Source organism: Bradyrhizobium guangdongense (assembly GCF_004114975.1).
Classification (GTDB): Bacteria; Pseudomonadota; Alphaproteobacteria; order Rhizobiales; family Xanthobacteraceae; genus Bradyrhizobium; species Bradyrhizobium guangdongense.
The window spans coordinates 4289006-4309634 of sequence record NZ_CP030051.1; the positions used below are offsets into that span (position 1 = coordinate 4289006).

Here is a 20629-nt window from a genome sequence, read left to right on the forward strand (position 1 = left end):
TTACACGATCGGAAGGGGCATTGCCACCCCCGATCGCCCGCGGTCCGCGCTTTACGCTTAGCCGGGGGCTGCCCCCTGGTTAGGACAGCCCTTAGTTAGGACAGCCTTGAGCAATGGCAAGGAAATCGGCCGCCTTCAGGCTGGCGCCGCCGACCAGCGCGCCGTTGACGTTCTTCACCGCCATCAGCTCGGCCGCATTCGACGGCTTGACTGAGCCGCCGTAGAGGATCCGCATCCTGGCTCCCTCCGCCTTGAACCTGGAGGTCAGGAGTTCCCGGATAAAGCCATGAATCTGCTCGACATCCTTGGCCGTGGGGGTGAGCCCCGTGCCGATCGCCCAGACCGGCTCATAGGCCACGACCAGATTGGCGGCCGTCGAGCCGTCCGGAAGAGAGCCGCTGAGCTGGCCGCGGACGATGTCCAGGGTCTGGCCGGCATCGCGCTGGGCTTGGGTCTCGCCGATGCAGACGATCGCGATCGCCCCCGCCCGCCAGGCGGCCTCCGCCTTCTGCCGGATCAGGGCATCGCCCTCGCCGTGGTCGGCGCGGCGCTCGGAATGGCCGACGATGATGGCGGTCGCGCCCGCGTCAACCAGCATTTCGGCCGCGATGTCACCGGTATGGGCGCCGGAGGCCTTGGGATGGCAATCCTGGGCCCCCACCGCGACCTTCTTGCCGCGCGCCTTATCGGCAAAAGCCGCGATCAGGGTCGCCGGCGGGCAGACCAGCAGATCGGCCTTGCCTGATACCCCTGCCGCACCATTGAGCATGGCGTCGAATTCGGCGGCCGCGGCCTTCAGGCCGTTCATTTTCCAGTTGCCGGCGATCAGCGGTCGGAGGGCATCGGTCATGTCAGTTTCCAGCAAATTGAGGTTTGTGCATGCGCTAGCAGAGGTACAGCAGCAGTTCCAGAGACCCGGAGCCCATTAACGCAGCCTGGAGCAGCGGCCTGAGGCGAGGTTGCGGGGGGAAAGCCGCCACTTTATGATGGCATATCAATTTGGTGACGCGCTTTTGCGGAATCTGCATTAAGACGCGCTCCCGTTCCCTCCTGCCAAACAAGTTGGACCAAATGCTTCGAGGAATGCGCAAGGCCTCATCAAACTGGGTCGGCAAGACCATCATGGCCGTCGTGATGGGCGTGCTGATCATCAGCTTCGGCATTTGGGGCATCGCCGACATTTTCCGGGGCTTCGGGCAGTCCACACTGGCCAAGGTCGGCCACAGCGAGATTTCGCTGAACGAGTTCCGCCAGATCTACACCGACCGGCTCCAGCAGATCGGCCGCCAGTTCGGCCGCCCGCTCACCCCCGACCAGGCACGTGCGTTCGGCCTTGATCGCCAGGTGCTGCAGCAGACGATTGCGGAAGCTGCGCTGGACGAAAACGCGCGCCAGCTTGGGCTCGGTGAGTCCGACGACCAGATCCGCCAGCTCATCATGAACGACCCGAATTTTAGGGGTGTCGACGGCAAGTTCGATGCGAACCGTTTCCAGGGCCTGATCCGCAATTTCGGCTACACCGAGCAGCGTTACGTGGCCGAGCAGCGCAAGGTGGCGCTGCGCCGGCAGATCACCGGCACGATCGGTGCCGGCCTCGAGCCGCCGAAGGTCATGCTCGAGGTGGCGACGCGTTTCCAGAACGAGCAGCGCTCGATCGAGTTCGTCAGACTGGATGCCGCACAGGCAGGCCAGATCGAGGCCCCCTCGCCTGAGGCGCTCGCCGCCTATTTCGAGGACCACAAGGTCCAGTTCCGCGCGCCCGAATACCGCAAGATCGTGTTCGCAATGATCTCGCCGGAGGACATCGCGAAGTGGACCGACGTCTCCGACGAGGAGGCGAAAAAGCTGTTCGACCAGCGCAAGGACCAGCTCGGTACGCCGGAAAAGCGCCAGATCGAGCAGATCGTGTTCCCGAACGTAGCCGAGGCGCAGGCGGCGCGGGAGCGCCTGGTCGGCGGGCTCTCCTTCGAGGACCTCGGCAAGGAACGGGGACTGAGCCCCTCGGACGTCAATCTTGGGCTCGTGACCAAATCTTCGCTCGAATCCGCGGTCGGCAATGCCGCCTTCGCGCTTCCCGTTGGCGAAATCAGCCAACCGATCCAGGGCCCGATTGGCGTCTCGATCGTCAAGGTCGACAAGATCGAGCCGGGGACCGAAGCGAACTACGCGACGCTGGCCCCTGCCATCAAGCGCGAGATCGCCGCCGGGCGCGCGCGCACCAAGGTCGGCGAGCTCCGCGACAAGATGGAGGACGAGCGCGGCGCCGGCACGAGCGTCGCCGATGCCGCCCAGAAGCTCGGGATCACCGCCGTGACGATCGACGCCGTCGACCGCTCCGGGCGCGCACCGAACGGGCAGCCCGTCGACAACATTCCGCAGGGCCTCGACGTGGTCTCGCAGGCCTTCAACAGCGACGTCGGCGTCGACAACGACCCGATCTCTTACAAGGGCGGCTATGTGTGGTACGACGTGCTCGCCATCACGCCGTCGCGCGACCGCACTCTCGACGAGGTCCGTGACCAGGTCGAGGCGCGCTGGCGCCAGGACCAGATCGCCGCCAAGCTCAAGACCAAGGCGACCGAGATGGTGCAGAAGCTGGAAGCCGGCGGCAAGCTCGCCGACGAAGCCGCTGCGATCAACGCGAAGGTCGAGACCGCGAGCAGCTTCAAGCGCGACGATACCCCGGCCGGCGTGCCCGCGAACATCGTGGCTGCCGCCTTCCGCACCGCCAAGGACGGCGTCGGACAGGCGCCCGTGACCGGCGGCACCGAGGTGATCGTCTACCGCGTCACCGACATCGTCGATCCCACGGTCGATACCGCCTCCGACGCGGTCAAGAAGCTGAAGGAGGGCATCGACCGGTCGCTGATAGACGAGCAGGTCGCCTCCTACGTCAACAAGCTTGAAACCGAGATCGGGACCACCATTAATCAGGCCGCCTTCGCGCAAGTGACCGGCGCGAACCAGTAGGTTGAAAGCACGCGATGGACGACCTGAAATCGATCATTGGAAAAGTCGCGACCGGCGCCAGCCTGTCGCGTGAGGAAGCCGCTTCCGCCTTCGACGCGGTGATGTCCGGCGAGGCCACGCCCTCGCAGATGGGCGGCCTGTTGATGGCGCTGCGCGTGCGCGGCGAGACGGTGGAAGAGATCACCGGCGCGGTGACGGCGATGCGCTCGAAGATGCTCACCGTCGATGCGCCCGCCGATGCCGTCGACATCGTCGGCACCGGCGGCGACGGCTCCGGCTCGGTCAACGTCTCGACCTGCGCCTCGTTCATCGTCTCGGGCGCCGGCCTGCCGGTCGCCAAGCACGGCAACCGCGCGCTGTCATCGCGCTCGGGCGCCGCCGACGTGCTGGCCTCGCTCGGGGTGAAGATCGACCTCAGGCCTGAGCAGGTCGGGCGTTGCGTGCGCGAATGCGGCATCGGCTTCATGTTCGCGCCGGCTCATCATCCCGCGATGAAGAACGTCGGCCCGACCCGGGTCGAGCTCGCCACCCGCACGATCTTCAACCTGCTCGGCCCCCTGTCCAATCCGGCCGGCGTCAAGCGGCAGATGGTCGGCGTGTTCTCGCGGCAATGGGTGCAGCCGCTGGCGCAGGTGCTGAAGAATCTAGGCTCCGAATCCGCCTGGGTGGTGCACGGCTCCGATGGTCTCGACGAGATCACCCTCACCGGCCCGACCTTCGTCTCGGCACTCCACAATGGCGACATCAGGAGCTTCGAGGTGACGCCCGAGGACGCCGGCCTGTCGCGCTGCGAGCCAGGCGCCCTCAAGGGCGGCGATGCAGACGCCAATGCGATCGCCCTGCAAAACGTGCTCGACGGCAAGCCGAGCCCCTATCGCGACGTCGCGCTGCTCAACGCCGCCGCCGCGTTCATTGTCGCCGGCCGCGCCAGGGACCTCAAGGAGGGCGTCGCGATCGGCGCGAAATCGCTGGACAGCGGGGCGGCGAACGCGCGGTTGAAGCATCTGATCGCTGTCTCGAACAGCTGAGCCTGTCATGTCGGATATCCTGAGCAAGATCGAAGCCTACAAGCGCGAGGAGATCGCGGCGGCCAAGCGCGCCCAGCCGCTCCCCGCCGTCGAAGCGACAGCCAAGGCGCAAGGCGCGCCCCGGGGCTTCGTGCGCGCGATCAGGGCCAAGCACGCCAATGGCGACTACGCCCTGATTGCCGAGGTGAAGAAGGCTTCGCCCTCCAAGGGGCTGATCCGCGCCGATTTCGATCCGCCGCTGCTGGCCAAGGCCTACGAAGCCGGCGGAGCGGCCTGCCTGTCGGTGCTGACGGACACGCCCTCGTTCCAGGGCCATCTCGACTTCATGGTGGCGGCGCGCGCGGCGACCTCGCTCCCCGTTCTGCGCAAGGATTTTCTGTTCGACACCTATCAGGTCGTCGAGGCGCGCGCCCATGGCGCCGACTGCATTCTCATCATCATGGCCGCGCTCGATGATGCGACCGCCAAGGACCTCGAAGACGCCGCGATCGCCTATGGCATGGACGTGCTGATCGAGATCCATGATCGCGCCGAGCTCGACCGGGCGCTGAAGCTGCGCTCGCCGATGATCGGGGTCAACAACCGCAATCTGCGTACGTTCGAGACCACGCTTGCGACCAGCGAGATGCTGGCGCCGCTGATCCCGCGGGAACGGCTGATGGTCGGCGAGAGCGGCATCTTCACGCCTGGCGACCTCGCCCGGCTCGAGCGCGTTGGCATGTCGACCTTCCTGGTCGGCGAGAGCCTGATGCGGCAAGCCGACGTGACTGCCGCGACGCGCACGCTGCTCGCGCGCGAGACCAAGCCCCGCGCCACAGGCACGCGCTGACATGGCGCGTAAACCCGCGAAGTCCAAGCCTTCGAAGAGGGCGAGCCCTGCCCTCACCCATATCGGCGCCTCCGGCGAGGCGCGGATGGTCGATGTCTCGGCCAAGGCCGCGACCGAGCGGCTCGCCATCGCCGAAGGGCGCGTGGTCATGGAACAGGCGACGCTCGATCTGATCATCTCAGGCAATGCCAAGAAGGGCGACGTGCTCGGCACCGCGCGCATCGCCGGCATCATGGCGGCGAAACGTACCTCGGAGCTGATCCCGCTCTGCCATCCCCTGGCGCTGTCGAAGGTCACTGTCGACATCGCGCCAGATCCGAAGCTGCCGGGTTGCGTCGTCCGCGCCAGCGTCAAGGTGACCGGCCCCACCGGGGTCGAGATGGAGGCACTGACGGCCGTCTCGGTCGCCTGCCTCACCATCTACGACATGATCAAGGCGGTGGAACGCGGCGTGCGCATCGAGGGCATCCACCTCGTCGAGAAGCTCGGCGGCAAGTCCGGCCACTACCGCGCCTGATCTCCCACTTCGACGTGCCGGTCGATTCCCTCACCGCGACCGCTTGCGGGGTCCGTGCGCCATGGGCGTCCAGCGCATTTGCGTGCCGGGGTTCAGGGCGCGTTAACCGTACTTCCTAACGTCACCTCCACATCATCCCCGTAAACCGACGGATGTTACAGGGCTCGCTTGATGACCCTGACGTGTGCGCGGCAACGATTGACATGATGACGGGATACGGCAGTCGCCTGCTTGACCACGCCTTCGTGCGTAGCGGACCGATCCGCTGGCTCGTGGTGGGCGGCACACTCCTGATCGCGGCGATTGCCGTCGGCGCGGTGCTGATGGCGCAGAATTTCCGTGAACGCGCGCTGCGCAACTCCGGCCGCGAGCTGGAGAACACCGTGCTGCTGCTCGCCCATCATTTCGATCAGCAACTCCAGGACTTCGCCGTCATCCAGAGGGATTTCGTCGACCACGTGCGGGCCATCGGCGTCGCCGATGCAGACGACTATCGCAAACGCCTCGCCGGCCAGGACACCCACCGGATGCTGCGCTCGAAAATCGAAGCGCTGCCTGATATCGGCGGCGTCAACGTCATCGACGACGAAGGCAACGTGATCAATTCGTCCATGACATGGCCGTCACCGAAAGTGAACGTTGCCGATCGTGCCTATTTTCGTACGTTCAAATACGATCCTCAGGCGCCCGACGTCCTGATCGAGCCGCTTCACAGCCGAATCTCCGGCCAATGGACGATTCTCATCGTGCGCAAGATCGTCGGACCGAACGGCGAATTCCTCGGCGTCGTCGGACGCGGCATCGAGCCTGCCGGGTTCGAGAAGTTCTTCGCCTCCGTCGTGCTCGGCGAAGGCGCGACGATCTCGATGCTGCACCGGGACGGAACGCTGCTCGCCCGTTATCCCCATTCCAGCGAATTGATGGGGCGAAACTTCAAGACCGGCTCGTTCGAGCAGCAGAGGGTTTTCGGCCTCGATCACTTTGCCGGCCGATTTGTCAGTCCCGTCGACGGCGAAGACCGGCTGATCTCCGCGCGTGCCCTGCCCCATTTCCCGATCCTGATGATGGCCACGACGACGCGGGCGGCGGCCCTGACGGACTGGCGCGAGCAGATCGGAATCCTGATCTCCATCGCCGGCGCTTCCGCGCTCGCCATCGCCGGCGTGCTGATCGCGATCGTGCGCAAACTGCTGGAGCAGCACCGCATGTCACGGGAGCGGCTGACGCTGGAGAAGCAGCGCCTCGACCGCGCCGTCAACAACATGACCCAGGGCCTCCTGCTGTTCGACGCCTCGCAGCAGCTCGTGGTGTGCAACCAGCGCTATATCGAAATGTACGGTCTGGCGCCGGAGGTCGTGAAACCGGGCTGCAGCTTCCGCGACATCATCGCGCACCGCAAGCAAACCGGCTCGTTCACGGGCAACGTGGACCAGTATGTCGCCCTCGTGCTGCGCGACATCCATGTCCGCAACTCCATGGTTGTCGATACCGCCGACGGCCGCTCGATCCAGATCGTCAACGAGCCGCTCGCCGATGGCGGCTGGGTCGCGACCCATGAGGATATCACCGAACGCCGCCGCATAGAGGAACGCATCACCCACCTCGCGCACTACGACGCGCTGACCGATTTGCCGAACCGCACCACGTTCCACGAACATCTGCGCGCGGAGCTCGCCGCCATAGCGGACGGCGAAGAGCTCGCGGTGCACTACATCGATATCGACGAATTCAAGGGCGTCAACGACGCACTCGGCCATCTCGTCGGTGACGAGCTGTTGAAATCGGTAGCCGAGAGCCTCCGCCGCTGCGCAGGCCCGACCGACTTCGTGGCACGGCTCGGGGGCGACGAATTCGCGATCGTGCAGAGCGCGGTGTCCTCGCAGGACGAGGTCAGCGAGCTCGTTGCACGGGTGTTCGCCTCGATCCGCGCGCCGTTCGACTGCATGGGCCATCACCTCACCACCGATGCCAGCATCGGAATCGCGCTGGCCCCGGGACACGGCACCGCGCTGGACCAGCTCCTGAAGAATGCGGACATGGCGATGTACGCCGCCAAATCCGCCGGCCGCCGCACCTATCGCTTCTTCGAGCCGGAGATGGACGCCAAGGTGCGCCAGCGGCGCCAGCTGGAAATCGATCTTCGCCAGGCCATCGCTGTCGGCGGGCTCGAAGTCTTTTACCAGCCCTGCCTGAGCCTCAAGGACGATCGCATCACCGGTTGCGAGGCGCTGGTGCGCTGGCGTCATCCCGAACGCGGCATGGTCTCGCCGGCCGAGTTCATCCCGATCGCGGAGGACACCGGGCTGATCAACGAGATCGGCGAATGGGTGCTGGCGACCGCCTGCCGCGACGCGGCCGGCTGGCCCGACGACATCCGTCTCGCTGTCAACGTCTCCCCGGTGCAGTTCAAGAGCGGCACCCTCGCGCTGAAGATCATGGCGGCGCTGGCCGCCTCCAACCTGCCGGCGAGCCGGCTCGAGCTCGAGATCACCGAGGCCGTGCTGATCCGCGACGACGACACCGCGCTTGCGATCCTGCACCAGCTTCGCGCCATCGGTGTCCGCATCGCGCTCGACGATTTCGGCACCGGCTACTCCTCCCTGAGCTATCTGCATCGCTTCCCGTTCGACAAGATCAAGATCGATCGCTGCTTCGTCAGCGACATCGCCGGCCCCGACGGCTCCGCCAGCATCGTGCAGGCCGTGGTGAATCTCGCCAGCGCTCGCCGCATGGCGACCACGGCCGAAGGCGTCGAGACCGAGGAGCAGCAGCGGCTGTTGCGCGCGCTCGGCTGCACCGAAATGCAGGGCTATCTGTTCAGCGCCGCAAAGCCGGCCGACAAGGTGCTGGAGCTGTTCGCGCTCCACCGCAGCCGCCTCGCGCAGCGTGGCGGCAGTGAAGGTAGGCGCCGCGAGGCGGGCTAGACTTCACAAGAGAGCACGCCCGGCGCAGCTCGGCTGAAACGAATTCGCCCGGGAGTGGACATCCACTCCCGGGCGATCTCTTAAGCGCGCAAGGGCGACTAAGCCTAGTTCGGCACCGTCGTCTTCGGAGCCGGCTTCGCGGCCGCCGCATTGACGGTGACGCCGTGCAGGAAGTCGAAGGCCGCATGCAGCGCCTTGTCGTCCTTCTCCTCCGGCGGAACGTAGGACTGGGAGCCCGTCTGCTCCTTGCCGTCGGCGGCCTGCAGATGGCCGCGCATCTGCGACTCCGCCATGGTGTCCATCCGGCCCTTCAGCTCGGGCGGCACGTCCTGGAGAATCTCGATGTCGGGCGCAATGCCCTGGGCCTGGATCGAGCGGCCCGACGGCGTGTAGTAGCGCGCGGTGGTCAGCGCCAGCGCGCCGTTGCCGGCGCCGAGCGGGATGATGGTCTGCACCGAGCCCTTGCCGAACGAGCGCGTGCCGATCAGGGTCGCACGCTTGTGGTCATGCAGCGCGCCGGACACGATCTCGGAGGCCGAGGCCGAGCCGCCGTTGATCAGGACCACCAGCGGCTTGCCCTTGATGAGATCGCCGCCATGGGCGGTGAAGCGCTGGGTCTCCTCGGGATTGCGGCCGCGGGTCGAAACGACCTCGCCGCGCTGCAAGAACGCGCTCGACACCGACACGGCCTGGTCGAGCAGGCCGCCCGGATTGTTGCGCAGGTCCACGACGTAGCCGACGAGCTTGTCCTGCGGGACATCCTTGGAGATCGAGGCGATCGCCTTCTTCAGGCCATCGGTGGTCTGCTCGTTGAAGGAGGTGATGCGGATGTAGCCGATGTCGCCGTTCTCGACGTGGAAGCGCACCGGGCGCACATGGATGATCTCGCGCTTGATCGCGACATCGAGCGGGGCGTCGGCGCCCTTGCGCAAGATGGTGAGCTTGGTCTGGGTATCGACCGGTCCCTTCATCTTGTTGACGGCCTGCTCGAGCGTCATGCCCTGCACCGCGTCGCCGTCGATCTTGCTGATGAGATCGCCGGACATGATGCCGGCCTTGGACGCCGGCGTGTCGTCGATCGGCGAGACGACCTTGACCAGGCCCTCCTCCATCGTGACCTCGATGCCGAGCCCGCCGAATTCGCCGGAGGTGGTCTCCTGCATCTCGGTCCAGGCCTTGGCGTTCATGTAGCGTGAATGCGGGTCGAGCGAAGTCACCATGCCCGTGATCGCGCCTTCGATCAGCTTGGCATTGTCGGGCTTCTCGACATAGCTCGCCTTCACCCGCTCGAACACTTCCCCGAACAGGTTGAGCTGGGAATAGGCATCATCCGTACCCGCCGCCGCCCGTGCCGCCCACAGCCCGCCCTGCGGACCGGATACGAGGAGGGTCAGGCAAGCTCCGGTGAGCGCGCCCAGGGGGAACAGCAGGGTTTTCCGCATGGAATGGGTGGCCTTTTCGCTTAGCGGTTCTTTTTGAGGCTTGGCAGCCGCCATGCAAATGGCGATCCAAGCCGGTTCTCACAATATCATTCTGGTTTCTTCAAGGCCGGCCTGCCACGCCGGCGGGTACGCGGTAAAAATCCCTTCGCCCTGAACCTAAACATTTGGCAACGTTCGGAAGACCGGCCCCGGGAGAGCGGGAATCGGCCGCCGAGCCACGCCTCGCAGCTATGCGATTTTAGGATGGTTTTGGAGGTCCGAACCGGATAGGCGATGGCATAAGGCTTCAAATTCTCGGGAGGAAACAATGAACGAAGCGCTCCGGCCGGAACGGAACGTCGAACTCGGCGCCAGCAACGAGCCGTTCCAGAACCTGCACGAGTTCATCCGAAAGGCCCGCGCCAATCTCAACCAGAATGCCTGGGACTACATCGTGGGCGCGGCCGAAACCGAAACCACGATGCGCCGCAACCGAATGGCACTGGACGAGATCGCCTTCCGCCCCCGCGTGCTGCGTGACGTGCGGAAGGTCGACGGCTCGGTCGAGCAGTTCGGCCGCAGGATGCGCCTGCCCGTGGTGCTCGCGCCCGTCGGCGCGCTGGAGATCTTCGACCCGCACGGCGCGGCGAGCGTTGCACGCGCCGCCGGCAGCTTCGGGGCATCGCACATGCTCAGCTCCGTCTCCGAGCCCGGCCTGGAAAAGACCGCCGAAGCCGCTCCCGATGCGCTGCGCATGTATCAGCTCTATGTCCGCGGCGATGACGCGTTCGTTGCCGACGTCGTCAGCCGCGCCGAGAAGGCCAATTATGCGGCCTTCTGCCTGACCGTCGACACCGCCCATTACAGCCGACGCGAGCGCGACATTGCCAAGCGCTATGTACGCGAGAGCCGCCTGCGCGCCACCGGCGGCGATTTCCAGAAGGGACTGGAATGGCGGACCGTGAAGATGATCAAGGACAAGTTCAGGATTCCGCTGATCCTCAAGGGTATCGCCACCGCCGAGGACGCGCAGATCGCGGTCGATCACGGCGTCGAGTGGATCTACGTCTCCAACCACGGCGGACGCCAGCTCGACCATGGCCGCGGCGCCATGCATGTGCTGCCCGAGATCGTCGACGCCGTGAAGGGCCGCGCCCGGATCATGATCGACGGCGGCATCTGCCGCGGCACCGATATCGTCAAGGCGATCGCCGCCGGCGCCGCCCTCGTCGGCATCGGCCGGCTGCAATGCTGGGCGCTGGCCGCCGCCGGCGAAACTGGTGTGGCGCGCATGCTGGAACTACTGGAGGACGAGGTGCTGCGCTGCCTCGGTCTGCTGGGCGCCACCTCGTTCGCCGAGGTCAACAAATCCTGCCTGCACCCGGCCACGGCAACCAACGCGCCGAGCGTGTTCAGCGCGTTCCCGCTGTTCGACCACGAGCCTTACCGGTACTGACGCAATGACTTCGCTTTCTCCCGGCGGCGCGGATGCGCTTCTGTTCGACCTCGGGCGCGTGGTGCTCGACATCGATTTCTCCAAGGCGATCGCCTGCTGGGCGCAACACGCGGGGTGCAAGCCCGAAGCCATCGTCGCGCGCTATGTGCGCGACAGCGAGGCCTACCGGCTGCACGAGGTCGGCAAGCTCAGCGACGAGGACTATTTCGCCTCGTTGCGCGCCTCGCTCGGCATCGGCATTTCGGATGCGCAATTCCTCGAGGGATGGAATGCGATCTTCGCCGGCGAGATGCCCGAGATCGCGGAGCTGCTGCCGCGCGCGGCGAAACGGATGCCGCTTTATGCGTTCTCGAACACCAATCGGCCCCATGTGGACCATTTCTCGAAGGAATATGCCGACTTGCTTGGCCATTTCCGCGAGATGTATCTGTCCTCCAGCATCGGCCTGCGCAAGCCGGACGCCGAAGCCTTCGACCATGTCGTCGCCGCAATGGGCATACCGGCAAACCGGATCGTGTTCTTCGATGACCTTGCCGAGAACATCGAAGGCGCGCGGGCCCGCGGATTGCAGGCCGTGCACGTGACGTCGCCCCTCGACGTCGGGCATGCGCTGAAGGCGCTGGGGATCTGATCTGGCGGCTCCGATCTTTCAGGGCGGCGGCTGCAGGAACTATTTCGCCCAAAGATGTGGAACCAACTCACTTTGTGCATTTTTATACAGAGTTCCGGGAACGAATGCCTGCTTCCGGGACTCATGAGTCCGTTGGGAATTCTACATCGGACGGACGTATCGACGTGTTGGGCAAAACCTATCTCACCAGGCAGGCCTCCCTGCTGATGAAATTCGCCAGAACCACCTCGGATTCTGAGCTTTCCGCCAAGCTGATCAGCAAGGCTGCCGATCTGAAGGCCCAGGCCGATCCGATGCCCGACAGGGATCAAGGGCTCCAAGCACCGGACGTGACGTCGAACGTGGATCCGACGACGTCGTGATCCGCACGGGCCTGACCGCCAAAGTCTTGCGGCTCCGCGGCAACAACGCCTGATTGCCGCTTTTCTCTGCTTGTTCCCGCTCTGAAACTGCGCTCCTATGCTGCATTGCAACTCGTGGAGGTTGGAATGCGCGCCGGCGTGCTTTCGAAGGACGCCGTATTGGACCTCGTGGGGGCGATCTACGACGCTGCGGTCGAACAGGGGCGCTGGTCGAGCGTGATGGAGCGCATCGATGACGCCGTAGGCGGTCGCGTGCTGTTTGGCATCTACGCCCCGGCAACGGTCTTTCGAGCCTGCTGTCGCCGCGCATCGATCCCGCCCGCGTGCACGATCTGCTTGGCTGGGCGCCGCGCAATCCTTTGTTGCCGCTCAGCGTCGGCAGGACGCCGGGCGCGCAGTCATCTGTCGAAGATTTTTGACAAGACCGGCGTCAGCCGGCAGGCCGAGCTGGTGCGGCTGTTGATGCAGAAGTAGCTCACGTCAGCGCCCGCTTACCATTTTGCCTCGCGGCGCGCTCTCGGCTAGAACGCTTGCCGCAACGTGATCATTGCCTCGCCCAAGCAGGAGCTTTCACCCGTGGCCCTCATGCCGGTTTCCGACGCGCTCGCCGCGGTGCTTGCCGGCGTGGAGCCGCTGCCGGAAGAAATGATTGCCCTCGATGAGGCCTTCCATCGCGTGCTTGCGCGCGATGTCGCGGCGCGGCGCACGCAACCGCCGCAAGCGATGTCAGCGATGGATGGCTATGCCGTCCGCGCGGCAGACGCGGCAAGGGTGGACGCGCAGCTCACCGTCATTGGAGAGGTCGCGGCCGGACGGCCCTTCGCAGGAGCTGTCGGCGCTGGTGAAGCGGTACGAATCTTCACCGGCGGAGTCGTTCCCGATGGCGCGGACGCCGTCGTGATCCAGGAGGACACGGTCACAGACGGCAAGCGCGTCACGATCAAAGAGGCCGCGATTAGCGGCCGGCACATCCGCCCCGCAGGCATCGACTTTCACGAAGGCGACGTGCTGCTCCGTCAGGGGACCCGATTGACCGATCGCGGGCTCGCGCTCGCAGCGGGCATGAACCACCCGCAGCTTCCCGTTCGTCGTCGTCCGAAGGTCGCGATCCTCGCCACCGGCGACGAGCTGGTGATGCCGGGCACCACCCCCGGTCATGGCCAGATCGTCTATTCCAACGGCTATGCCCTGCACGCGCTCGCCCGTAGCGAGGGCGCCGACACCATCGACTTTGGCGTCGCCGCCGACACGCTCGAAGCCACCACCGCGGGCATCCGCCGCGCGCGCCAGTCCGGCGCCGACATCCTGATCACGACCGGCGGCGCCTCGGTCGGCGACCACGATCTGGTGCAGCAGGCGCTTCGGGACGAAGGCACCTCGATGGCGTTCTGGAAGATCGCGATGCGGCCGGGAAAGCCGATGATGCACGGGCGTCTCGGGGCCATGCGCGTGATCGGCCTGCCCGGCAATCCCGTGTCATCCTACGTGTGCGGTTTCCTGTTCATGGTGCCGCTGATTCGCGCGCTCTCAGGCCATTCGGTGGTTCATCACTGCCGCGAGCGCGCGGTGCTCGGGCGCGATGTCCGCGCCAACGACCAGCGCGAGGATTACCTCCGCGCGCGTCTCGAAGTGCGTGACGATGGCACGCTCATCGCCGTTCCCGTCAATCACCAGGACTCCTCGCTGCTTGCGAATCTCGCTGCGGCACAGGCACTTCTCGTGCGCCCGCCGTTCGCCCCCAAGGCCGAAGCGGGAGCGCCTTGCGAGGTGCTGCGACTGCCTGTTTGAACACAGCGTTCGCAACCGTTCCGCGAACTTTGTCGCGTTCACGGTAAATTAAGCAGTTGCGGAACATGTATCGAACATATAGTGTCCGTTCATGATTTGTTTCGAGCATGTAACGGCTTATCGCTGACTTCAGCGTCTCGGAATCGAACGACATCGTCAGGGGGATTTTGGTCGAGATGTTAACGCGCAAACAATACGAGCTCCTGCGGTTCATCAGCGAGCGGCTGAAGGAAAGCGGCGTGCCGCCCTCCTTCGACGAGATGAAGGACGCGCTCGATCTGCGTTCGAAGTCGGGCATCCACCGCCTGATCACCGCGCTCGAGGAGCGTGGCTTCATCCGCCGCCTGCCGAACCGCGCCCGCGCGATCGAAGTGATCAAGCTGCCCGAGCTCCAGGCCGCCGCCGGTAACCGCCGCGGCTTCACCCCGAGCGTGATCGAGGGCAATCTCGGCAAGGTGCGCACGACATCGAGCCCGCCCGCCGACGAGGGCGAACGCCCCGTCGCAGTGCCGGTGATGGGCCGCATCGCGGCTGGTACGCCGATCGAGGCGCTGCAGACCCGCAGCCACACCATCAGCGTCCCGCCGGACATGCTCGGCGCAGGCGAGCACTACGCACTCGAAGTGCGCGGCGATTCGATGGTCGATGCCGGCATTCTCGACGGCGACATGGCGCTGATCCAACGCAACGAGAGTTGCGACACCGGCGATATCGTGGTCGCGCTGATCGACGACGAGGAAGCCACCCTGAAACGTTTCCGCCGCCGCGGCGCCTCCATTGCGCTCGAGCCGGCGAATGCCGCCTATGAAGTCCGCATCCTGCCGCCCAACCGGGTGAAGATCCAGGGCAAGCTGATCGGGCTGTACCGGAAGTACTAAGCGCTCTCGCGCGAGCAAACGATGGAGCGGACGATTGTCCGCTCCGGCTGGATAGTCTTTCTGGTTTTGCACAGATTATCCGGCCATCTCTCCAGCGCTAAATCCCCGGCAGGCTGCAACGAAGCGAAGCCTTCATTGCTTCAAAGGCCTCGAGACCGAGGAGACCACCATGCGCAAGATCATCCTGAGCACCGTCACGACGGCCCTGATCGCCGCGTCAGCGCCGAACGCCTTCGCCGCGCAACCGCAGCATCACGTCCGCAAGGCGCAGCAAGCGACAAGCCAGCAATCCCGCAATGCCCTCAACTCCGTCCAGCAGTCGGCCTGGCCATATTCGGGCTGGTCGGCACCGGCCGGACATTGATGCTCCGGATATTGATGCAGAAGGTCTGCCGAATGCGCCGGAGCAGGCTTTGTTCCTAGGCGTTCGGGAAAGATATTGTGATTATGGCCAGCGGACCCAAGCCGCAGATTTGCCTACAACCAAGCAGAGCCTCGCAGACTTACACTCTGATAGAGGCCTGTGCCTCCAGGACAGAGGCGCGGGTTGCTATCCTGATAGAGGAGCACCCGATGTGTGACTATAGCCTGCATGCCGTCGCGACGCGTCCCGCAGAAGTCGGCGAGACGATCGTCACGACAACGTTCCGCGGCACCTCGACACGCGGCTTCGCCTCCGAAGCCGACATGTCCGTCGCGGTCTGCCTGCTGCCGGGAACGGAGCTCGCCTTCGCCGATAACGTCCGCTACGACAACAGGTGGATCTGGACGCGCACCGTCAACTCGCGCGTCGGCAAGTTCGGCAAGATCGATCCGCACGTTCCCGATCGTCATCACGATGCGATCGAATTCCCCGATGGCAAATATGTCTTGGTGACCCAGCTCGTCGAAGGCCAGCGCGCCACCGTGCTGCAACTGCCCGTGACCCAGCCGCTCGGCGAGCGCGAGCACAAGCCGCAGATCATCGCCGACAGTCGTCCGACACCGCCGCGTCTGCCGATCGGCTGAAAGACCGGTTTTAGTCCTCGGCCTGGAAGTCGGCCTCCGACGGAGTTGCGTCCCGAGCGCGTGGCGCCGCCGACCGTGGCATGAGGGTCAGTTCGAAATCTCCTTCGCCGGCTGCCGCCGGCGACCAGGGGCGGTTTGCGCCCCTCGCCCTTACCGACTGGACCGCAAACCCGTCGCCGCGCTGCGTCAGCGCCAGCGCGCCTTGTCGCGCAAGACGCGGCCGATCGACCACCATCGCGGCGCAATCCGGCGGCGCCGGCCTTGATGTCACCACCAGCGCGGCCCGACTGCAATCATCGGCCGGCGCATCGCTGCGCAGCGCCAGCGCGATCATGCGACCATCGGCGAGTGGCGCCACGCAACCGGACTCGTCGCACGACACCCCGTCACCGAGCGCGGCACTGCCGGCATCGCGCGGGTCAGCGTCGGCCGCGAGCCACTCCTTGAGCAGGAAAGCGTCCTTGTTCGTCCTGATCAGATGCAACTCCCCGTCCCTGCCCCGCACCGCGACGTTCTGGCCGTTACCGGCAATGAGAATGTCGGGCTGCCGAACCGACAGGGCCCAGATCGTTGCCGCCACGAGCACGAGCGCACCCGACCAGCGCAGCGGCGTGCGCAGCAGGCCCATCAGGACGAGGCCGAGGCTCGCTGCAATCAGCGGCGCAGTACCGAAGGCGGCAACATGGCCGACCGCGCCTGGCAATGCCGCCACCCAGCGCGTGACCACAATCATCCAGTCGATGCCAATCCCCATCAGCCACCAGAACACACCGTCCAGTCCGAACGGTGCGGCGAGCAATCCCAGGAGCCCGGCCGGCATCACCAGCGCGGAGACCACTGGCATCGCAGCGAGATTGGCGAGCACGCCGTAGGGCGTGACGCGATGGAAGTGGAACGCGGCGTAAGGTGTGGTCGCGAGCCCCGCGATCATCGAGGCCATGAACAGCATCGCGATCTCGCGGCCGCCCCACAGCGCGATCCGCGCGGTCGTCGAATGATCGGGAGATGCGAACAGGTTCGGCATGCCGATCTGCACCAGCGCCACGAGCCCGAGCGTCGCGGCGAACGACATCTGGAAGCTCGGATGCACCAGCGCTTCCGGTGCGGCCGCGAGCACGATCAGCGCAGCCACGGCCAGCGTGCGGAACGTGATGGCGCGGCGATCCACCATCACCGCGATCAGCACCACCGCGGTCATGAAGAACGATCTCTGGGTTGCGACCTCCGCGCCCGAGAGCAGCAGATAGAATGCGGATGCGGCCAGCGCGGCTGCGGCCGACCATTTCTTGATGGGAAAACCGGCCGCAAGGCCCGGGATCAGCGCCAGCAGCGCACGAACGGTGAAGAACACGACACCGGCGACGACGGCCATGTGGTAACCGGAAATCGAGAGGACGTGGCCCAGCCCGGAGATGAACATCGCGTCGTTGACGGGCGTGGTGATCGCATCGCGGCGACCGGTCAGGAGCGCGGTCGCGATCGCCCTGTTGTCGCCATCGAGCGTGGCGCGGATGCGTGCGTCGATCGAATCGCGCAGGCCCTGCATGAAAGCGGAATAACGCAAGCCCCAGCCGCCGGCATCGGGAGGAGCGGACACCGTGATTGCGCCCATCGCAAAGCCGGACGCGCCGATGCCCTGGAAGAACATGTCGCGCGAAAAGTCGTAGCTGCCGGGCCGCAGCGGCGCGAGCGGCGGCATCAGCCGCGCCTTCAACTGCACGAAGCTGCCGACATCGGGCGCCGTCCCCTTGCGCACGGAGAGGCGGACGCGATCGAGCGTCACGTCGCTGCGCTGGGCCTTTATCGCGGTGACGCGCAGCACGAAGCGGTCGGTGCGTTCGCGGATGTCGCGGGTCTCGACGAAGCCCGACAGCGACACCGAATAGAGCGGCTTTGCGAGCACGGTGTGGGCGATGCGTGCTGTCTTCCAGGTCGCCATGGCAAAGCCGGCCGCGACGGCTGCGATCAGAATCGTGGGTGCAAACAGCCGGCTCCGCCGCAACAGGATCGCACCAAGCGTCAGCGCCAGAGCCGTGGTCGCGGCGACCCACAGCACCGGTTCGTGATCGGCGGCAAAGTAGAGCGCGATACCGCAGCCGAAAGCGATGGGCACCCACGGGAACAGCCGCCCGGCGCCGGCTTCCGCCTTAGCCCATTCCCGCAGCGTCCCGAAGATTGCGGGCCAGGCGCCAAAGCCCGCCGGCACGAAGCCGCCGGCCGATGCGATCCGGCCTGCCGGCCAGGTCCCGGCCAGACCCTGAGAGCGTACGGACCGGCCCTGCTCCGCCATTCCCCGGCAACCCTGCGATATGAGATGGGCCCAGAGACTACCGGAACGTGCAGGCCGCCGAATAGCGGTACGGATCAGGAACGAAGGCGCTGGGTTTCTACTTTTCCTCTTCCATCGTCACGGCCACCTCGGCGTTGGCCGACAACCGAACCTTGTTGCCCTCGATCCCGGCGACGAGGCCCTTGTCGATGAAATGGTGATGCCCCTTGTGGCTGCCCTCGCCGCTATCCTTCCTGGTCAGCTTGATGCGGTTGCCCTCGACGCGATCGACGGTGCCGACGTGAACGCCGTCGGCGCCGATGACGTCCATATGCTCTGCGATGTTTTGCATGGGTGGTGTCCTTGTTGGGATCCACGCCCAACGCAGCGGAGGCAGGTTCGTTCGCTCACGGGAATGACGATACCGTGTGCCGCCCCCGCGTCAGATCAGCGGTTCCTTCGCCGAGGCGTGGTGATTGACGATCTTCCAGTCGCCATCCTCGCGCATGATGACCCAGCTCATCTTGACGACGAGATCGGAACGCTCGCTGGCGAAGCCGAACGTGATGGTTGCGCCCATGTTGATGAGGTCCGGCCCGGCATGCGCCGCCTCCACCTCGGAGAACGCCGCGCTCGGCTTGCGCCAGCGCGGCAGGCCGTTGAAATAGTCTGCGACGCCGTCCCTTCCCCGATAGAGTCTTGGATTGGAGCCGAAGAAGAATGCGTTCTTCGCATAAAGCGACGACAGTGCCGCCGCATCGAGCGTCGCGAAGCCGGCGCACCATTTCGCGATGATCGCGGAAACGATGGCGTCAGCCTCACTGCTCATGCTCGCCTCTCAACCCTTGGCGACTTCCTTGGCGAACGTATCGCGCAAGCCGATGGTGCGCGAGAACACCGGTCTGGCGGGCGTCGAGTCCTTGTCGCGCACGAAGTAGCCCTGGCGCTCGAACTGCATCGGCTCGGTCGAATTGCTCTCGGCCACCGAGGCCTCGATCCGCGCGTCGGAGAGGATCTCCAGCGAGTTCGGATTGAGGTCGGCCGTGAAATTCGAGGCGTCCGGGCTCGGATTGGCGAACAGCTGGTTGTAGACGCGGATCTCGGCGGGCACGGAGGTTGCTGCCGGCAGCCAATGCATGGTCGCCTTGACCTTGCGGCCGTCAGGCGCGTTGCCGCCCTTGGTCGCGGGATCGTAGGTGCACCGTAGCTCCACCACCTCGCCCTTGTCGTTCTTGATCACGCCGGTGCATTTGACGAAATAGGCGTAGCGCAGCCGCACCTCGTTGCCCGGCGACAGGCGGAAGAACTTCTTGGGCGGGTTCTCCATGAAGTCGTCCTGCTCGATATAGAGCTCGCGGCCGAAATTGATCTTGCGCGTGCCGGCGCTGGGATCGTCGGGATGATTGATCGCTTCGAGCTCCTCGCTCTGCCCTTCCGGATAGTTCTCGATCACGACCTTGAGCGGCTTCAAGACCGCCATGCGGCGCTGCGCCGTGCGGTTCAGCTCCTCGCGGATGCAGAACTCCAGCATGCCGACATCGACCACGCTGTTCGCTTTGGCAACGCCGATGCGCTTGACGAATTCGCGCAAGGCCGCCGGCGGCACGCCGCGGCGGCGCATGCCCGCGATGGTCGGCATGCGCGGATCGTCCCAGCCCGCGACATGGCCGTCGCGAACGAGCTGGGTCAGCACGCGCTTGGACAGCAGCGTGTAAGTCAAATTGAGCCGCGCCATCTCGTACTGATGCGGCGTGGACGGCACCGGCAGCTTCTCGATGAACCAGTCGTAGAGCGGCCGGTGATCCTCGAACTCCAGCGTGCAAATCGAATGGGTGATGCCCTCGATCGCGTCCGACTGGCCGTGGGCGTAATCGTAGCTGGGATAGATGCTCCACTTGGTGCCGGTGCGCGGATGGTGCGCATGCAGGATGCGATAGAGCACCGGATCACGCAGATTGATGTTGCCCGCGGACATGTCGATCTTGGCCCGCAGCACGCGCGCGCCGTTCGGGAATTCGCCGGCCTTCATGCGCCGGAACAGGTCGAGATTCTCATCCACGCTGCGGTCGCGGAACGGCGAGTTCTTGCCGGGCTCGGTCAGCGTGCCGCGCGAGGCGCGGATCTCCTCCTGAGACTGGTCGTCGACATAAGCCAGCCCGTCGCGGATCAGCTTCTCGGCCCATTCATAAAGGCGATCGAAATAATCCGAGGCGTAGAACAGGTTCTTGCCCCAATCGTAACCGAGCCAGTGCACGTCGGCCTGGATGGAATCGATATATTCCTGCTCTTCCTTGACCGGGTTGGTGTCGTCGAAGCGCAGATGGCAGCGGCCGGGAAATTCCTGGGCGATGCCGAAATTGAGCGCGATCGACTTGGCATGGCCGATATGCAGGTAGCCGTTCGGCTCCGGCGGGAACCGGGTCACGATCTCCTTGTATTTGCCCTGATCGAGATCGGCCTGGATGATGTCACGAATGAAATCGCGCCCACCCTCAGTCGCCACCGGTTCTGTGCTCATCCTAAAATCCTGTAGGGAAATCAGCGGTCC

At 65.3% G+C, this 20629-nt stretch carries 19 protein-coding genes; 13 read left to right on the forward strand and 6 right to left on the reverse strand.

The genetic code is table 11. The features are described 5' to 3' along the window. Positions 1 to 91: 91 nt before the first annotated feature. Positions 92 to 850, reverse strand: a complete 759-nt coding sequence (gene tpiA / locus X265_RS20535; RefSeq protein ID WP_128966459.1) for a triose-phosphate isomerase — start codon at positions 848 to 850, stop codon at positions 92 to 94. 221 nt (positions 851 to 1071) lie between these two features. On the opposite strand from tpiA, the gene X265_RS20540 reads away from it, so the two are divergent. The 5 genes from X265_RS20540 to X265_RS20560 all read left to right on the forward strand — a co-directional run bounded on the left by X265_RS20540 (position 1072) and on the right by X265_RS20560 (position 8268). Then, a complete protein-coding gene (locus X265_RS20540; protein ID WP_128966460.1) occupies positions 1072 to 2970 on the forward strand; it encodes a SurA N-terminal domain-containing protein in 1899 nt (632 codons plus the stop codon). 14 nt (positions 2971 to 2984) lie between these two features. Next, positions 2985 to 3998, forward strand: a complete 1014-nt coding sequence (gene trpD, locus X265_RS20545) for an anthranilate phosphoribosyltransferase (protein WP_128966461.1) — start codon at positions 2985 to 2987, stop codon at positions 3996 to 3998. Between the two features lie 7 nt (positions 3999 to 4005). Beyond that, positions 4006 to 4827 (forward strand): indole-3-glycerol phosphate synthase TrpC, encoded by an 822-nt coding sequence (trpC, locus tag X265_RS20550; RefSeq protein ID WP_128966462.1) that lies wholly within the window; start codon positions 4006 to 4008, stop codon positions 4825 to 4827. A 1-nt stretch (position 4828) separates the two neighbouring features. Then, on the forward strand, positions 4829 to 5344 hold the full coding sequence (gene moaC / locus X265_RS20555) for a cyclic pyranopterin monophosphate synthase MoaC (RefSeq protein WP_128966463.1): 516 nt from the start codon (positions 4829 to 4831) through the stop codon (positions 5342 to 5344). Positions 5345 to 5547: 203 nt separating this feature from the next. Further along, positions 5548 to 8268: a bifunctional diguanylate cyclase/phosphodiesterase gene (locus X265_RS20560; RefSeq protein WP_164938709.1), complete on the forward strand. Its 2721-nt coding sequence runs from the start codon at positions 5548 to 5550 to the stop codon at positions 8266 to 8268. Between the two features lie 104 nt (positions 8269 to 8372). On the opposite strand, the gene X265_RS20565 is transcribed toward X265_RS20560, so the two are convergent. Further along, positions 8373 to 9710 carry a S41 family peptidase gene (locus X265_RS20565; RefSeq protein WP_128966465.1) on the reverse strand — a complete coding sequence of 446 codons (1338 nt, stop codon included), beginning with the start codon at positions 9708 to 9710 and terminating at the stop codon, positions 8373 to 8375. Positions 9711 to 10017: 307 nt separating this feature from the next. On the opposite strand from X265_RS20565, the gene X265_RS20570 reads away from it, so the two are divergent. From X265_RS20570 to X265_RS20605, 8 genes are all read left to right on the forward strand, one after another. Next, positions 10018 to 11145, forward strand: a complete 1128-nt coding sequence (locus tag X265_RS20570; protein WP_128966466.1) for an alpha-hydroxy acid oxidase — start codon at positions 10018 to 10020, stop codon at positions 11143 to 11145. Positions 11146 to 11149: 4 nt separating this feature from the next. Beyond that, a complete protein-coding gene (locus tag X265_RS20575; protein WP_128966467.1) occupies positions 11150 to 11776 on the forward strand; it encodes an HAD family hydrolase in 627 nt (208 codons plus the stop codon). Between the two features lie 164 nt (positions 11777 to 11940). Next, positions 11941 to 12138 (forward strand): hypothetical protein, encoded by a 198-nt coding sequence (locus X265_RS20580; protein ID WP_128966468.1) that lies wholly within the window; start codon positions 11941 to 11943, stop codon positions 12136 to 12138. Between the two features lie 126 nt (positions 12139 to 12264). Then, complete coding sequence (locus X265_RS20585; RefSeq protein WP_128966469.1) at positions 12265 to 12612, forward strand: hypothetical protein; 348 nt, start codon at positions 12265 to 12267, stop codon at positions 12610 to 12612. 102 nt (positions 12613 to 12714) lie between these two features. Continuing rightward, positions 12715 to 13926 (forward strand): molybdopterin molybdotransferase MoeA, encoded by a 1212-nt coding sequence (locus tag X265_RS20590; protein WP_128966470.1) that lies wholly within the window; start codon positions 12715 to 12717, stop codon positions 13924 to 13926. Between the two features lie 176 nt (positions 13927 to 14102). Further along, positions 14103 to 14804, forward strand: a complete 702-nt coding sequence (lexA, locus tag X265_RS20595) for a transcriptional repressor LexA (RefSeq protein ID WP_128966471.1) — start codon at positions 14103 to 14105, stop codon at positions 14802 to 14804. A 169-nt stretch (positions 14805 to 14973) separates the two neighbouring features. After that, positions 14974 to 15168 carry a hypothetical protein gene (locus X265_RS20600; protein WP_128966472.1) on the forward strand — a complete coding sequence of 65 codons (195 nt, stop codon included), beginning with the start codon at positions 14974 to 14976 and terminating at the stop codon, positions 15166 to 15168. Between the two features lie 209 nt (positions 15169 to 15377). Continuing rightward, on the forward strand, positions 15378 to 15812 hold the full coding sequence (locus tag X265_RS20605) for a hypothetical protein (RefSeq protein WP_128966473.1): 435 nt from the start codon (positions 15378 to 15380) through the stop codon (positions 15810 to 15812). A 10-nt stretch (positions 15813 to 15822) separates the two neighbouring features. On the opposite strand, the gene X265_RS20610 is transcribed toward X265_RS20605, so the two are convergent. From X265_RS20610 to X265_RS20625, 4 genes are all read right to left on the reverse strand, one after another. Then, entirely contained in the window at positions 15823 to 18102 is a 2280-nt protein-coding gene (locus tag X265_RS20610; protein ID WP_128966474.1) for a ComEC/Rec2 family competence protein, read from the reverse strand. A gap of 97 nt (positions 18103 to 18199) precedes the next feature. After that, on the reverse strand, positions 18200 to 18433 hold the full coding sequence (locus X265_RS20615; RefSeq protein WP_128966475.1) for a DUF2171 domain-containing protein: 234 nt from the start codon (positions 18431 to 18433) through the stop codon (positions 18200 to 18202). A gap of 90 nt (positions 18434 to 18523) precedes the next feature. Further along, the gene (locus tag X265_RS20620; RefSeq protein ID WP_128966476.1) at positions 18524 to 18910 is read right to left on the reverse strand and encodes a nuclear transport factor 2 family protein; all 387 of its coding nucleotides are present in this window, start codon (positions 18908 to 18910) and stop codon (positions 18524 to 18526) included. Between the two features lie 9 nt (positions 18911 to 18919). Further along, positions 18920 to 20599: a glutamine--tRNA ligase/YqeY domain fusion protein gene (locus X265_RS20625; RefSeq protein WP_128966477.1), complete on the reverse strand. Its 1680-nt coding sequence runs from the start codon at positions 20597 to 20599 to the stop codon at positions 18920 to 18922. Between the last annotated feature and the right edge of the window lie 30 nt (positions 20600 to 20629).